Genomic DNA, 14,051 nt, shown 5'->3' on the forward strand with positions numbered 1-14,051 from the left:
CAGGAGTTGTCATGCTGCACGATCCCAACCAGATGACGCTGTTTCCTAAATTGCCAGATGACGCTTTAGAAGAGATGAAGCATTATGGCAGTCAGATCCAACTCAATGCAGGGGATGTACTGTTTAATGAAGGTGACTCTAACTACAGTTTTCACGCAGTTTTAGACGGCGAAATCGAGATTACCAAACAAGTCGGCGGCGAGACGAGACTGCTTGCTATTCATCGTCGTGGTGAATTTGTGGGTGAATTATCCATGCTGACTGGTTCGGCTTATATTGTCAATGCCCGCGCGATCGCATCCACTCAAGTATTGCGAATTGATATCGATACCTTTAAGCAAATTCTCACCGATTGTTCACCCTTAGCAGATGTCATTCTGACTGCGATGGCAGGTAGAAGCAAAGATTTAGAAGCACAACTGCGACAACAAGAGAAGATGGCAGCCTTGGGTAAACTCTCAGCAGGTTTGGCACACGAATTAAACAATCCAGGAGCAGCAGCGCGACGGGCAGCATCATTATTACGCGAGAATTTCCAAAACTTGCAATCTCTAACTCTAGGGCTAAGTTGCCTTACCAAAGAACAACTTAATTTACTGGTGGAAATTCAAAATCAAGCAACAGAATACATTGCTAATGCACCCAAACTAGATCCTCTTACCCAAAGTGATAAAGAAGACGAAGTAACGGATTGGCTAGAAGAACGTGATGTAGCTAATGCTTGGAAACTTGCCCCCACATTTGTTTCTGCCGGATTAGATTCTGCCAAGCTCGATATTATTAGCGATCGCATCCCCTCCGACTCACTGGGCAACGTGTTGAATTGGTTAGAAACTGCACTGTCAGCAACAGGACTCATCAACGATATCGAACAGAGTACAACACGCATTTCTGAGTTGGTGAAAGCAATTAAAGGCTACACCTACATGGATCAAGCTCCCCTGCAAGAAATAGATGTGCATGAGGGAATCGAAAACACTTTGCTGATTTTTAGTTGTCGGATCAAGAAGGGAATCATTATTCACCGCAACTACGATCGCACTCTGCCACGCATCTGCGCCTATGCTAGCGAACTCAATCAAGTGTGGACAAATTTGATTGACAATGCCATTGATGCAATGGATGGCAAAGGCGATTTAACTATTAGCACTTGTAAAGACAATAACTGTCTTGTAGTAGAAATAGCTGACACAGGAATCGGCATTCCAGAAGCGATACAATCTCGTATTTTTGAGCCATTTTTTACTACTAAAGGTGTAGGTAAAGGCACTGGTTTAGGTTTAGAAATTACTTACCGAATAGTCGTCAACAGACACAAAGGTGATATTCATGTTGAATCTAAACCTGGAGATACGCGCTTTCGCGTGCGTTTGCCCATCATCAAACCTGTTGACAACTCGTGTAAAGAAAGCAAAGGGCAATCACAATGAAACAAGTTTCACCGCCAGGCATAAAAAAGAGACGCGGGGACACGAGGAATCGTTCTTTCTCCGCGCCTTTGCGTGACGCCAGTTGCTACAACGCGGGGAACCCGCGCAACGCACTGGCTCCTCTGCGTGAGATAAAATTCATCCCCTTAAACAGACATGATATTACTTCCAAAATTGGTTTGATTATGCTTGACATCCACACTTTACGCCAAGTCCCAATCTTTGCAAAACTACCAGAACCAAGGTTGCAATGGCTACTGGAACAAGGACAAGAGGTATGGTTGCAACCAGGTGAAATTCATCGCCATCAAGGCGATCGCGCCAACCATGTTTTTGTGTTGCTTGAAGGTCAAGTGCGAATCACAAAAAAAGTCGGTAATGAAGAGATTTTGTTAGCAACTTACGAACCAAAAACCCTGTATGGCGAATTGCCTGTTTTAATGGGTCAAGAATTTTTCTGGGCAAGTGGTTCTGCCGTGACTCGCTGCCAGATTTTTGAATTGCCAAACCAGGTATTTTGGGAAATGCTTTCGAGTTGCACTTGTGTCATGACCGCAATTCTGCGCACGATGGCAGAACGGTTGCAAGAAGTACAAACAATATCACAGCATCGAGAAAGAATGGTAGCATTAGGCACTTTGGCAGCAGGTTTGGCTCACGAGTTGAACAACCCAGCCTCAGCCAGTCGCAGAGCGGTAGGACAATTACGCCAGACAGTGCAAGTATTACAACCATTAACCATTAAGCTGAATCAGCAGGAAATGACTTGCGCTCAAAAAGCGTTTCTTGCCGACTTGCTGCAAGATGCGATCGCCTGCGCTAAAACAGCAGTGCAACTCGATCCCTTAACGCAAAGCGATCGCGAAGATGAACTCATGCAATGGTTAGAAATACACAACATTGCAAACGCTTGGAAACTCGCTCCTACCTTTGTTTCCGCTGGAATAGACACTCAATGGTTGGAGAATATTAAGCAAAATGTCGGCAGTTTGTTACTTAGTAATGTCCTCACTTGGATAGAGGTAACGCTGCAAGAAATGGGTTTGTTAGAAGAAATAGATCATTGTACTGCGCGAATCTCCACTCTTGTTGAAGCTGTTAAAGATTATTCCTACATGGATCGAGCACCTTTACAGGAAATAGATTTACATGAGGGTATAGAAAGTACTTTAACCATCTTGAGTCACAAGTTGAACCAAGGTGTGGTAGTAACGCGGGAGTATGACTGTGAACTGCCGCGTATTAATGTCTATGGCAGAGACTTAAATCAAGTTTGGACGAATTTGATTGACAATGCTATTGATGCTATCAATGGGCAAGGGCAAATCTGGATTCGTACTAGTTGCGAAAGTGACTTTTTGCTAGTGGAAATTGCTGATAATGGGCTTGGCATTCCCCCAGAAATTTTGTCCCATATTTTCGAGCCGTTTTTTACTACCAAAGGAGTGGGTAAAGGCACAGGGTTAGGTTTACACATTGCTTATCGCATCGTTGTGGGACAACATCATGGCGATATTCGGGTTTTTTCTCAACCAGGAGATACGAGGTTTCAAGTCCGTCTGCCAATAAGTTTGTGATGAATGATTGGCATTCGAGAAAAATACAAATAAGGAGATTAATCATGGCTGACAACACACAAAAAGTCTGGTTTATTACTGGTAGTTCAACGGGATTTGGGCGTGTTCTAGCTGAGACAGTACTTGAGGAAGGAAATTGCGTCATTGCCACTGCCCGCAAGCCAGAACAACTTAATGACCTAATTACTCAGTATCCAGAGACAGCAAAAGCCATCCGCCTTGATGTTACCAATCCGCAGGAAGTCAGTGAGGCAGTTAATTCCGCTCTCGATGCCTTTGGTCGCATTGATGTGCTGGTCAACAATGCTGGTTACGGCGCGGTCGGGGCGCTGGAAGAGTTTAGCGATGAAGCGATTCGCCGTCAGTTCGAGACTAACCTCTTGGGCGCACTCAACGTAATGCGGGCGGTACTACCAAGTATGCGGCAGCAACGTAGCGGTCATATTCTTAACATTTCATCAGTAGGTGGTTTCGTTTCTTTTCCTGGCAGTGGTATTTACTGCAGCACGAAGTTTGCCCTGGAAGGGTTGTCGGAAGCACTGGCGCAGGAAGTTAAACCATTGGGAATTAAAGTGACAATTATTGAGCCTGGTGCTTTTCGGACTGACTTTGGCGGTCGGTCTTTAATTACACCTGAACAATCAATTGATGACTACGCCTCTACTAGCGGTGCGATGATCCAGTGGATTCGCGAAAATGATGGCAAACAACCAGGCGACCCGAAAAAGGCAGCGAAGGCGATGATACAAGTGGTTGAAAGCGATAACCCACCGTTGAGATTGGCTCTGGGAGCAGATGCCGTGAATGCAATTAGTGAAAAATTGGAGTCAGTCAAAGCAGAACTTGAAGCTTGGAAACAGGTTGCGATTGACACTGCATTTGAAGGAGTTGAGGTTGGCGCGATCGGTGGATAAGGGAAAGGGAATAGGGTTGGGGGAACAGGGAACGGGGAACGGGCAACAGATAACTTTAATAAAAAAGAAAAAACCAATGAAGACACGGAAATTAGGCAAACAAGGGCTTGTTGTTTCTGCTTTGGGACTTGGTTGTATGGGTATGTCCGAGTTCTACGGCGAACAGAATGAAACTGAGTCAATCGCCACTATCCACCGCGCCCTAGAACTTGGCGTCAACTTTCTTGATACTGCCGATATGTATGGCTACGGTGCCAATGAAGAACTTGTGGGCAAAGCGATCGCAGACCGTCGAGACAAGGTAGTATTGGCAACTAAGTTTGGTATCCAACGCAGTCAAGACAGCAGTTTTCGGGGCGTCAACGGTCGTCCGGAATACGTTCACCAAGCTTGTGATGCCTCGCTGAAACGGCTTGGAGTTGACTACATCGACCTCTATTACCAGCATCGTGTCGATCCGAACGTGCCGATTGAAGACACCGTCGGCGCAATGGCAGAACTCGTGCAGCAAGGTAAAGTCCGTTACTTGGGACTGTCGGAGGCAGCACCGACAACTATTCGCCGCGCCAACACCGTTCATCCGATCGCAGCTTTACAAAGCGAGTATTCTCTATGGACACGCGATCCAGAAGATGAAATCTTGCCGACTTTGCGAGAATTAGGGATTGGTTTTGTACCTTACTCTCCTTTAGGGCGGGGATTTTTATCCGGACAAATTACCAGCCCTGATGACTTGGCTCCAGATGATTTTCGCCGTACCTCACCTCGTTTTCAGGGTGAAAACTTCCAAAAGAATCTACAATTAGTGGAACTAGTGAAAGCGATCGCGGCTGAGAAACAAGCAACCCCCGGTCAGTTGGCACTGGCATGGTTGTTGGCACAGGGAGAAGATATCGTTCCAATTCCGGGAACTAAGCGCCGTCAGTATCTAGAGGAGAATATTAAAGCCGTAGAGATTACTCTAACACCAGAAGACTTGCAACGCATTGACGAAGTGGCTCCCAAAAATGTGGCAGCAGGCGATCGCTATGCGGACATGAGTACGGTAAATCGGTAAGTCATTTAGAGAGAATGGGCGATACTGGATTTGAACCAGTGACCCCTTCCGTGTGAAGGAAGTGCGCTACCACTGTGCTAATCGCCCAGAACTTTTTATCTTAACATAAAATAGCAGGATTTCACAAGAGAATCATAGCAGCACTCCACTTTTCCAGTTTCATGAATCTCCTTGTGGGTACTCCTCCCACAAGGTTGTAATTTCCCGCAAACTTTGATGATTGCCGTTACCTAAGATTAAATGATCTAGCAATGGAATACCCAAAAATTGCGCCCCTGCTAGCAACTGCCGGGTAAGTTCGATATCTTCGCTACTAGGTTCAATGTTACCTGAAGGGTGATTGTGTGCAACTATTACTCGTGTTGCACCTTGGCGAATCACTTCTCGAAAAATTTCGCGGGGAGGTGCTAGGGTTTCGGTGGCAGTGCCAATAGTAATTACCTGCGTTCCCAGCAAGCGATTTTTCACATCTAACAGCAAAACTGCGAAACGCTCATTTGTTTGCCACATCAAGTCTTGGCTGAGAGCAGCAGCGGCAGCAGCTGGACTATCAATCGGTGTGCGATCTAAAGGACGAGATTGAAAGGCGCGTTTGCCTAATTCAATTGCTGCTAGTATGGTAGTTGCTTTTGCCGGGCCAATGCCAGGAATTTGCATTAATTCAGCAGCGCTAATGTCTCGCAACACTGCTAAGGGATCGCGATCGCATTTACTCAATTCGTGTAAGATAAATTGTCCCAAACCCACAGCTGAGAGTTTTCCTGCTCCTTGCCCAGTGCCAAGCAGAATTGCAATTAATTCAGCAGTAGATAAAACTTTAGAACCATGAGCCAACAACCGCTCTCGCGGACGCTCGGTCTCAGGCATATCAGCAATTCTGAGACAATAAGTCATAGCAAATCCAGGGAATTACGCTCGCAGAGTATCTATACTCTAGTTATCCCCTGAAAACTCTCAAAATATAACCGATTTGACTAAATATTTAAAATTTTTTCTCCAAGCTAATAGCTAATTATTTTCACCATTAGCTATTAGCCATTAGCTATTAACTACTAATGTATTTGTGTTGCTTTGAGCATATGGTAAGTAATCAAAAGCTGGGTAAGGGCGAGGGGATAGCTTTGAATTGTTTCGCCAGTGGTGCCAGCAACTTTGCCTAACTCTGGATTGCTGTCGCGATCGCATATATTCCTCAAGTGAGGCATATCCGAGCAAATAAGATGTTCTAGCTTATTAACTTGTTCTAAGGTAGCATGACCGTCAACTTCTAAAACATCAACAGGTTTACCCATATCCCGATCTAATCCCAAACGAATTGCTGACATAAAATTCTGATCGAGACCAAGAATTTGGGTGAAATTCGGATGGGGAATTGTTGGACGCAAGACTAAACGCACGTTTAAATGTCCGTTCACTTGATTCAAATCATCGTTAGGCGGGTAAAAACTTATTACTATATCTGACCATTGTCGCTGCGGACGAATAAACTGTTCAGAATCGGGTTCTCGCTTTTCTAGTTCTGCCAACACTTGTTCTTCTGTATAGCCGCGCTTTTGTGTATCTCGCTTGACTTTCCAAGTAGCACGCAATTCTTCAGGAGGTGCGAGGTAAACTTTTACATCATAGGAATCGCGGGCTGTGCGAGTTGAATAACCAAGTAAGCCCTCAACAATCACAAATTTATTTGGTTTTATATATACTGGCGGCTCAAATGTACCTGTTTTGTGACTGTAAACTGGTTTGAGAATGGGCTGCCCTATTCTCAGCAGTGACAAATGCTGCTGCATAATATCTAGATGGTTGCAGTCGGGGTGAAGAGCTGTGATGCCAATTTCCGCGCGTTGCTTGCGATCATAGCGATGATAATCATCCGTACAAATAACTGTAACATTTTCCGGGCCGAGCACCTGAGCAATTCCTTTTGTCAGTGTAGTTTTTCCAGCAGCGCTGTCACCAACAATACCAAGAATAATTGGACGGCTCATGCTTCTCCCCCTTGTAAGTGGCAGTTACAGTAAAGTGCAATTTTGGATTGTATGTTAGTTTACTAATTCTATAAATTTGTGAAATATAACTCAAGGAGTAGAAAGAGTATTGCTATGCAAATTAATCACTAAATATTAAAAAAATCATTTAATAATCAAGGGCCGTTGCCTTTGACTACAATTTGTGTCGATTTTTATAAATTAATTAATAAACGCTAACGTCTTGAGAAATTAGAAGCGATCGCTTATCGGTTTTAGTCAGTGTACTCTGAGTATTTCCTAATTCAAATTGATATTAGCTGAGAAAATTTGAACCGCTAGATTATTGTTGTAATGTAGTAGTCGCAGAACAAAAGTTAAGTTTGTTTGCTTTCGATTATTTTGTCGATATATACCCAATCAAAAATTTAACTAATTTGAGCAAATGCGCCCCACATCCTATGGCAAATCAGACTATTGGTTTAACACAACAACTTTATGACTACTTGCTCTCCGTGTCTGTGCGGGAGCCGGAAATTTTAACCCAATTGCGACAAGAAACAGCAAAGCATCCAATGGCTGAGATGCAGATTGCACCAGAACAAGGACAATTTATGGGATTGTTGGTGCAGTTGATCGGAGCAAAGAAAACTCTGGATATTGGTGTCTTTACTGGCTACAGCTCTCTGGTGGTGGCATTGGCATTACCAGCAGATGGCAAGGTAGTGGCTTGTGATGTCAGTGAAGAGTATACAGCTATTGCCCGTCGCTACTGGCAGCAAGCGGGAGTGGCAGAGAAAATTGAATTGCACATTGCTCCAGCCCTGGAAACATTAGAGCAGTTGCTAGCAGCGGGGGAAGAGGAAACCTTTGATTTTGCCTTCATTGACGCTGACAAAAGCAACTATGAGAATTATTACGAATTGGCTTTGCAACTTGTACGTCCAAAAGGCTTGATTGCGATCGATAACGTGTTATGGTCAGGTCGGGTAGCCGATCGCCATGTCCAAGACAATCGCACTAACAAAATTCGTGGTTTGAATCAGAAACTACATCAAGACCAAAGAGTGACGATTAGCATGGTGCCAATTGCAGATGGTTTGACTTTAGCAATGAAAAATTGAATTGGGAACGGGTAAGATACCCGTTTCACAAAAACAAATTTTTCAAGTTTAATTTTTATTCATTTTTATATATTTGCAGTTGGCGCAGTTTTTCCTGCTGACGCTTTCTTTTCTCCTCTGTCAGACTATCAAAACAGTAGGGACAAGAAATTCCCTCTTCGTACTTTGGAGAAGTTTTATCAATTTCTGAGATCGGATGCCCACAGCTAGCACACATTTGGTGGGTGCCAGATTCTAACCCATGACTCACTGCCACGCGTTCATCGAAAACAAAACACTCTCCTTCCCACAAACTTTCTTCTGCTGGAACTTCCTCTAAATATTTGAGAATACCACCTTTAAGGTGATAAACTTCTTGAAATCCTTGGGAAAGCATAAAAGCCGAAGCTTTCTCACAACGAATCCCGCCAGTACAAAATAGCGCCACTTTCTTGTGCTGATTCGGATCGAGCTGCTTGCCAATATAGTCTGGAAATTGGCGAAATGATACCGTGTTTGGATTTTGCGCTCCTTTAAAAGTGCCAATACTCACTTCATAATCATTGCGAGTGTCAATCACTGTCACTTCTGGATCGGAAATAATCGCATTCCAGTCTTTGGGACTTACATAAGTTCCCACACCTTCATTAGGGTTAACTTCAGGCAGCCCAATAGTGACAATTTCTTTTTTCAGACGTACTTTCATCCGCTCATACGGAGGGGAGCCAGCAAAAGACTCCTTGTGTTCCAAGTCAGCAAGGCGCGGATCGGAACGCAAAAACGATAATACTGCGTCTACGCTCTGACGCGAGCCAACTATTGTACCGTTAATACCTTCTTGTGCCAGCAGAATCGTTCCCTTAATGCCTTGTGCTTGGCAATAAGACAATAATGGTTGTTGTTTCTCGACAAAATCTGGCAGGTTAACAAATTTATAAAATGTAGCAACAACTAACGTCATTTCTAACTCTGTGGGAATGAAAAATACAAGATTAGGTATTGAGCAATATTTATCAATATTTATATTATCTTCCAAGCTTTGTTGAGAACTCAATTAGCACCCTAGCCCGCCAAGAAATTTATTTCTTGGCTAAGAGCTACAGTTTGCTCAAGTGAACTGCGATCGCTAACCTGAAAACTTGTTTACCGAACTTTAAAGCCTATCGGCTCTTGCTTTGCCAAACGAGTTAGCAATTCTGCTGTCAAAGATTCTCCGCTACGTCGCGCTTCCCAAGAACCAGAGTAATGTTTACTAATTTTCCACTCTCCCTGCATATAATTTTCATCTTCGGAGATTGTACCAACATACTTAACTGGATCTGGTGAAGTAGTCAAGTAGCTTTTGGTAAAGCTGATGCGACGCCCTATCACCTCACCATTCAACTGTGCTTCTCCGAGAAAGTTATCATCCAAAATGTTGCCACTTAAACTATTGCCACTTTGGATAAAAACCGCTTCAAAACGAGTTGGGATTCCTTCTTGCCAGTAGGTGCCAAGCCAAGTACCACTTAAATCTGCCATGAAATTTTTCCAACACTTTGTTTTATTGTGGCGTGAATGAAGTAGGAAGTTCAAATGCTAATCTCGCTACACTGAGTGAAGTAATCAGCAAAAATGCTTTCTAGTCCAGCCAGCAAATTAGCGTATCGGGAGGAAAACTATGAAAGCAATTGTAATTCATAATTACGGCTCGGCAGATGTGTTGCGATATGAAGATGTAGCACCACCAAAAATCAAACCCGATCAATTACTTGTCAAGGTTCATGCTGCTTGCGTTAATCCCATTGATTGGAAAATCCGCAAGGGAATGTTGAAAGTGATTACAGGTAACAAATTCCCAATGGTTTTAGGGTTGGATTTGGCAGGAGAGGTGGTAGAGGTTGGTACTAAAGTCACGCGCTTTGTGATCGGAGATCAAGTTTATGGTTCGGTGAAATTGCCTGGAGGTGCTTACGCTGAATTTGCCGCCCTACAAGAAAACCAGGCTGCTCTTAAACCTAAAAATATGAGTTATGAAGAAGCAGCTACTTTGCCTGTTGCAGCACTCACCGCTCTTCAAGCACTGCGCGATCTGGGTAAAATCAAGACAGGACAAACTGTGTTGGTTAACGGTGCTTCTGGTGGAGTGGGAATTTTTGCAGTGCAGATTGCCAAGGTATTCGGCGCAGAGGTAACGGGAGTTTGCAGCACGAAAAATCTAGATTTGGTTAAGTCTTTGGGAGCCGATCGCATCATTGACTACACGCAACAAGATTTTACTCAAGATACTGTCCAGTACGACATTATTTTTGATGTAGTTGTTAAAAAGTCTTTTGCTGACTGTAAAAAAGTTCTTAAGCCTAATGGAATTTACGTTACTACAATACCCACTCCACAAAACATCTTACCAGGAATATTGTCAACGTTCATTCCAGGGAAAAAAGCTAAATTTGTGCTTGCAAAACCTAACCCTCAAGATTTTGCGTACCTAAATGAATTAATTGAGGCAGGCAAAACACGCACTGTTATCGATCGCACCTATCCCCTCCAAGAATTAGCTGCTGCTCATAACTACAGTGAAAGCGAACGTGCTGTAGGGAAGATTGCGATCGCGATCGCCAGTTGATCGTTTTTGAGAGAAGAGTGGATTGGGAATTGGGGAACTCACAATCTCCGCGATCGCAGGGATGCTATTGGCAAATAGGGGGTAAGACCCATTATTTCCCAACTGCATCCTCTAAATAATTCGGAAATCTTCAAAGCCTTTTATCTTTTAAAAAGTAGCTATTAACTGACTGATTTTTGCCAGCACAAATGCGAGTATAAAGTGAAGTTTTGTTGCTGCAAGTTAGTAACGTAGTTGCAACTTTTGCCATCATCTTAATTTCAAAAAATTAAACTATTTAAAATAGTATTTCCGAAAACACTTTTATACACAAATGTGTGCATCAGCTCATTTTTTTTACAAATATTTATGAATAAAAATTTACAGAAATTTGAAAAAAATGGTATATCTAGTTACTTTATGCTGAAAAAGTATCAAACTAATATCAAACGTACATGACATTTTTAGTAAAAGTTTACTCAATGAAGTAAGCTTAATAACTCTGGCTAAAATTACTTCATGAAAGCGACGCAATTGTTATGACAAGAAGATTTAACAGACGGAAATTTTTGGTCTACGGTGGTGCTACTTTTGGTACTAGCTTGATACTAAAAGGTTGTGCCAATAATTCCTCAACCACGTCAGAAAATCCCAACTCTGGAGCAGTTCCTGCTGCTACACCAGCTGCTGCGACTGGTAGTGGTAACACTATCAAGGTGGGAATTCTACATTCCTTGAGCGGCACAATGGCAATTAGTGAAAAAAGCGTTGTTGATGCGGAAAAATTGGCAATCAAAGAAATAAATGCCGCTGGTGGTGTTTTAGGTAAACAAATTGAAGCGATCGTCGAAGATGGTGCTTCTAACTGGGATACTTTTAGAGAAAAAGCCACTAAGTTAATCGATCAAGATAAAGTAGCTGTGGTTTTTGGCTGTTGGACTTCTGCTAGCCGTAAAAATGTCAAGCCAGTATTTGAGAGCAAAGACCATATGCTCTGGTATCCTGTACAGTATGAAGGTCAAGAATGTTCCAATAATATTTTCTACACAGGCGCTGCTCCCAATCAACAAATTGAGCCTGCTGTTGATTGGTTGCTGAAAAATAAAGGCAAAGAATTTTTCTTAATTGGTTCTGATTATGTTTTCCCTAGAACAGCCAACGAAATTATTAAAGCTCAATTGGAAGCGGTAGGCGGGAAAACAGTTGGAGAAGATTATCTACCATTAGGTAATACAGAAGTTACGCCGATTATCACCAAAATTAAACAAAGATTGCCCAATGGTGGCGTAATTTTCAATACTTTAAACGGTGATAGCAACGTTGCTTTCTTCAAGCAGTTAAAAGGGGCTGGTTTGACACCAGATAAATACCCCACGATGTCTGTAAGTATTGCTGAAGAAGAAGTCAAAGCAATTGGTGTACAGTATCTCAAAGGTCAATATGCCGCATGGAATTACTTCCAGACTGTAGATACTCCTGCTAATAAGAAGTTTGTTGAAGCTTTCAAGAAAGAATACGGTGGAAATCGGGTAACAAACGATCCGATGGAAGCTGCATATGTAGGGGTTTATTTATGGAAGCAAGCAGTAGAAAAAGCTGGTACTACTGACTTGGCGAAAGTGCGCAATGCAGCTTATGGTCAAAGTTTTGATGCGCCTGAAGGCAAAGTTACAATGAATTCTAACCATCACCTATCTAAAATTGTCCGAATTGGTGAAGTTAGAGACGATGGTTTGTTCAATATTGTCTACGCAACTCCTGCACCAGTTGAGCCTGTACCTTGGAATCAATTTGTAAAATCAACTAAGGGTTATGCTTGTGATTGGTCAGATCCTAGAAAGGGTGAAAAGTACAAAGTTTAAATAGTTGAAAGAAATTTCAATTTAAGCTTGTGATTTTGGCGCTAGTTGCGTGTAGTTGAAGCAGAAGCAACTTAATACACCCCTGGGGTGCAAACTACCATCTTGTCATGAAAATAGGGGACAGGGGACAGGTGACAGGGTACAGGGAAAGAGGTTTTCTCATGAATAGCTGTCATGAAAATAGGGGCTAGGGACTAGAGAAAAGAGATTTTCATGCTTTGCGGTGAAACTTGTTTCATTTAGGACTGCTTTTTACTTACAGCGGTTTTCTGTAAGGTGGGCATTGCCCGTTAAAGACTATTTAGTAAATTTTAAATATTGGAGAGCAATGCCCACCCTACAAACTGTAAAATCTCAAGCCTAAAATGCAAAATGGGGGATAAATAAGTGTTTGCAGGATTTTTAGATGCTTTGTTTAATGGCATTAGTATTGGTGCTGTTTTATTAATTGCTGCTTTAGGGCTTGCAATTGTATTTGGACTAATGGGCGTCATTAATATGGCTCATGGTGAGTTAATGATGTTGGGAGCCTACACAACATTTGTTGTACAAAATTTCTGCAAACAACTGGGTGGATTTTGGTTTGAAATTTATATATTTTTGGCTTTGATTTTAGCTTTTTTCCTCACAGCAATTGCTGGCTTAATTCTAGAAAAAGGTGTGATTCGCTATCTCTACGGGCGTCCTTTAGAAACTTTGTTGGCAACTTGGGGAGTGAGTTTAATATTGCAGCAATTTGTTCGCAGTGTTAATTGGGTAATTGTGATTGGAATTGCTATATTTTGTTTGTTATTTTTTGGTGGATTGAGAATTTTAAAGTCGCGTGCCAATATAAGTAGAGTTCAAAATTGGATTGTCGCGGTACTTTTGGTGCTATCGCTTGGTGTGGCAATAGCAACTGGTAATTTATTGAGTCAAACTTATCAGCTTGCAGTTACTCAACCTTGGTTTGGTGCTCAAAATCTTGATGTTACTGCTCCAACTTGGTTACAAGATGGATTAAGTTTAGGAAGTTTACAGTTACCTTATGCACGGTTATTTATCATTGCTTTAACCATTGTTTGTGTGGGAGGTATTTATATATTTTTACAGCGTTCTAACTGGGGATTAAGAATTCGCGCCGTCACACAAAATCGGAGTATGAGCGCTTGTTTAGGTATCCCAACTGCAAAAGTTGATGCAATTACTTTTGCACTCGGTTCAGGATTGGCTGGTGTAGCTGGATGTGCAATTAGTTTACTCGGTTCTGTAGGGCCTAATACCGGACAAAACTATATTATTGATACTTTCATGGTTGTGGTTGTGGGTGGTGTAGGCAACTTGTTAGGTACTATTGTTGCAGCATTGGGAATTGGTACGGTGAACTATTTAATTGGTTCTGGTACTCTGGCTTTGTTACTAACTCCCATTCCACCTTTGGTAGATTTCTTTAATTTCTTTGCCACAACTAGTATGGCAAAGGTGATGGTATTTGCATTAATTATTGCATTTTTACAGTGGAAACCAGGTGGTATTTTCCCGCAAAAAGGTCGTACTGTTGATGCTTAGAATGAACCGCCA

Annotated in this window: 12 protein-coding genes and 1 tRNA gene; 8 read left to right on the forward strand and 5 right to left on the reverse strand. The window is 42.4% G+C overall.

Annotated features, from left to right (window positions below; all coding sequences use genetic code 11):
• Window positions 1-11 precede the first annotated feature (11 nt).
• The 4 genes from UYC_RS0109865 (at window position 12) to UYC_RS0109880 (ending at window position 4,978) form a co-directional block, all read left to right on the forward strand.
• Window positions 12-1,430: an ATP-binding protein gene (locus UYC_RS0109865; RefSeq protein WP_016877104.1), complete on the forward strand. Its 1,419-nt coding sequence runs from the start codon at window positions 12-14 to the stop codon at window positions 1,428-1,430.
• Window positions 1,427-3,007: an ATP-binding protein gene (locus tag UYC_RS0109870; protein ID WP_016877103.1), complete on the forward strand. Its 1,581-nt coding sequence runs from the start codon at window positions 1,427-1,429 to the stop codon at window positions 3,005-3,007. Before UYC_RS0109865 ends, UYC_RS0109870 begins: the two co-directional genes overlap by 4 nt.
• Before the next feature lie 44 nt (window positions 3,008-3,051).
• Window positions 3,052-3,921, forward strand: a complete 870-nt coding sequence (locus tag UYC_RS0109875) for an oxidoreductase (RefSeq protein ID WP_016877102.1) — start codon at window positions 3,052-3,054, stop codon at window positions 3,919-3,921.
• 76 nt (window positions 3,922-3,997) lie between these two features.
• On the forward strand, window positions 3,998-4,978 hold the full coding sequence (locus UYC_RS0109880) for an aldo/keto reductase (RefSeq protein WP_026087785.1): 981 nt from the start codon (window positions 3,998-4,000) through the stop codon (window positions 4,976-4,978).
• 15 nt (window positions 4,979-4,993) lie between these two features.
• On the opposite strand, the gene UYC_RS0109885 is transcribed toward UYC_RS0109880, so the two are convergent.
• The 3 genes from UYC_RS0109885 to UYC_RS0109895 form a co-directional block, all read right to left on the reverse strand.
• Window positions 4,994-5,065: transfer RNA gene (locus tag UYC_RS0109885), tRNA-Val, on the reverse strand.
• A gap of 72 nt (window positions 5,066-5,137) precedes the next feature.
• Window positions 5,138-5,872: a RadC family protein gene (radC, locus tag UYC_RS0109890; RefSeq protein WP_026087635.1), complete on the reverse strand. Its 735-nt coding sequence runs from the start codon at window positions 5,870-5,872 to the stop codon at window positions 5,138-5,140.
• 158 nt (window positions 5,873-6,030) lie between these two features.
• Entirely contained in the window at window positions 6,031-6,963 is a 933-nt protein-coding gene (locus tag UYC_RS0109895; protein ID WP_016877099.1) for a phosphoribulokinase, read from the reverse strand.
• Between the two features lie 440 nt (window positions 6,964-7,403).
• On the opposite strand from UYC_RS0109895, the gene UYC_RS0109900 reads away from it, so the two are divergent.
• Window positions 7,404-8,066, forward strand: a complete 663-nt coding sequence (locus tag UYC_RS0109900) for a class I SAM-dependent methyltransferase (RefSeq protein WP_016877098.1) — start codon at window positions 7,404-7,406, stop codon at window positions 8,064-8,066.
• A gap of 55 nt (window positions 8,067-8,121) precedes the next feature.
• On the opposite strand, the gene trhO is transcribed toward UYC_RS0109900, so the two are convergent.
• On the reverse strand, window positions 8,122-9,006 hold the full coding sequence (gene trhO, locus UYC_RS0109905; protein ID WP_026087634.1) for an oxygen-dependent tRNA uridine(34) hydroxylase TrhO: 885 nt from the start codon (window positions 9,004-9,006) through the stop codon (window positions 8,122-8,124).
• A 182-nt stretch (window positions 9,007-9,188) separates the two neighbouring features.
• Window positions 9,189-9,566, reverse strand: coding sequence for a hypothetical protein (locus UYC_RS0109910; RefSeq protein WP_016877096.1), 378 nt, complete (start codon window positions 9,564-9,566; stop codon window positions 9,189-9,191).
• A 139-nt stretch (window positions 9,567-9,705) separates the two neighbouring features.
• On the opposite strand from UYC_RS0109910, the gene UYC_RS0109915 reads away from it, so the two are divergent.
• The 3 genes from UYC_RS0109915 to UYC_RS0109925 all read left to right on the forward strand — a co-directional run bounded on the left by UYC_RS0109915 (window position 9,706) and on the right by UYC_RS0109925 (window position 14,039).
• Window positions 9,706-10,650, forward strand: coding sequence for an NAD(P)-dependent alcohol dehydrogenase (locus UYC_RS0109915; protein WP_016877095.1), 945 nt, complete (start codon window positions 9,706-9,708; stop codon window positions 10,648-10,650).
• Between the two features lie 518 nt (window positions 10,651-11,168).
• Window positions 11,169-12,491, forward strand: coding sequence for an urea ABC transporter substrate-binding protein (gene urtA / locus UYC_RS0109920; RefSeq protein ID WP_016877094.1), 1,323 nt, complete (start codon window positions 11,169-11,171; stop codon window positions 12,489-12,491).
• A 387-nt stretch (window positions 12,492-12,878) separates the two neighbouring features.
• Window positions 12,879-14,039, forward strand: a complete 1,161-nt coding sequence (locus UYC_RS0109925) for an ABC transporter permease subunit (protein WP_016877093.1) — start codon at window positions 12,879-12,881, stop codon at window positions 14,037-14,039.
• Window positions 14,040-14,051: the final 12 nt, after the last annotated feature.

The sequence above is a fragment of the Chlorogloeopsis fritschii PCC 6912 genome, from assembly GCF_000317285.1.
GTDB classification, from domain to species: Bacteria; Cyanobacteriota; Cyanobacteriia; order Cyanobacteriales; family Nostocaceae; genus Chlorogloeopsis; species Chlorogloeopsis fritschii.

What these genes read in the sequence shown, in the direction of transcription:
- UYC_RS0109865 (WP_016877104.1), top strand. Translation starts at nt 12, where the DNA reads ATGCTGCACGATCCCAACCAGATGACGCTGTTTCCTAAATTGCCAGAT.
- UYC_RS0109870 (WP_016877103.1), top strand. Translation starts at nt 1,427, where the DNA reads ATGAAACAAGTTTCACCGCCAGGCATAAAAAAGAGACGCGGGGACACG.
- UYC_RS0109875 (WP_016877102.1), top strand. Translation starts at nt 3,052, where the DNA reads ATGGCTGACAACACACAAAAAGTCTGGTTTATTACTGGTAGTTCAACG.
- UYC_RS0109880 (WP_026087785.1), top strand. Translation starts at nt 3,998, where the DNA reads ATGAAGACACGGAAATTAGGCAAACAAGGGCTTGTTGTTTCTGCTTTG.
- radC (WP_026087635.1), bottom strand. Translation starts at nt 5,872, where the DNA reads ATGACTTATTGTCTCAGAATTGCTGATATGCCTGAGACCGAGCGTCCG.
- UYC_RS0109895 (WP_016877099.1), bottom strand. Translation starts at nt 6,963, where the DNA reads ATGAGCCGTCCAATTATTCTTGGTATTGTTGGTGACAGCGCTGCTGGA.
- UYC_RS0109900 (WP_016877098.1), top strand. Translation starts at nt 7,404, where the DNA reads ATGGCAAATCAGACTATTGGTTTAACACAACAACTTTATGACTACTTG.
- trhO (WP_026087634.1), bottom strand. Translation starts at nt 9,006, where the DNA reads ATGACGTTAGTTGTTGCTACATTTTATAAATTTGTTAACCTGCCAGAT.
- UYC_RS0109910 (WP_016877096.1), bottom strand. Translation starts at nt 9,566, where the DNA reads ATGGCAGATTTAAGTGGTACTTGGCTTGGCACCTACTGGCAAGAAGGA.
- UYC_RS0109915 (WP_016877095.1), top strand. Translation starts at nt 9,706, where the DNA reads ATGAAAGCAATTGTAATTCATAATTACGGCTCGGCAGATGTGTTGCGA.
- urtA (WP_016877094.1), top strand. Translation starts at nt 11,169, where the DNA reads ATGACAAGAAGATTTAACAGACGGAAATTTTTGGTCTACGGTGGTGCT.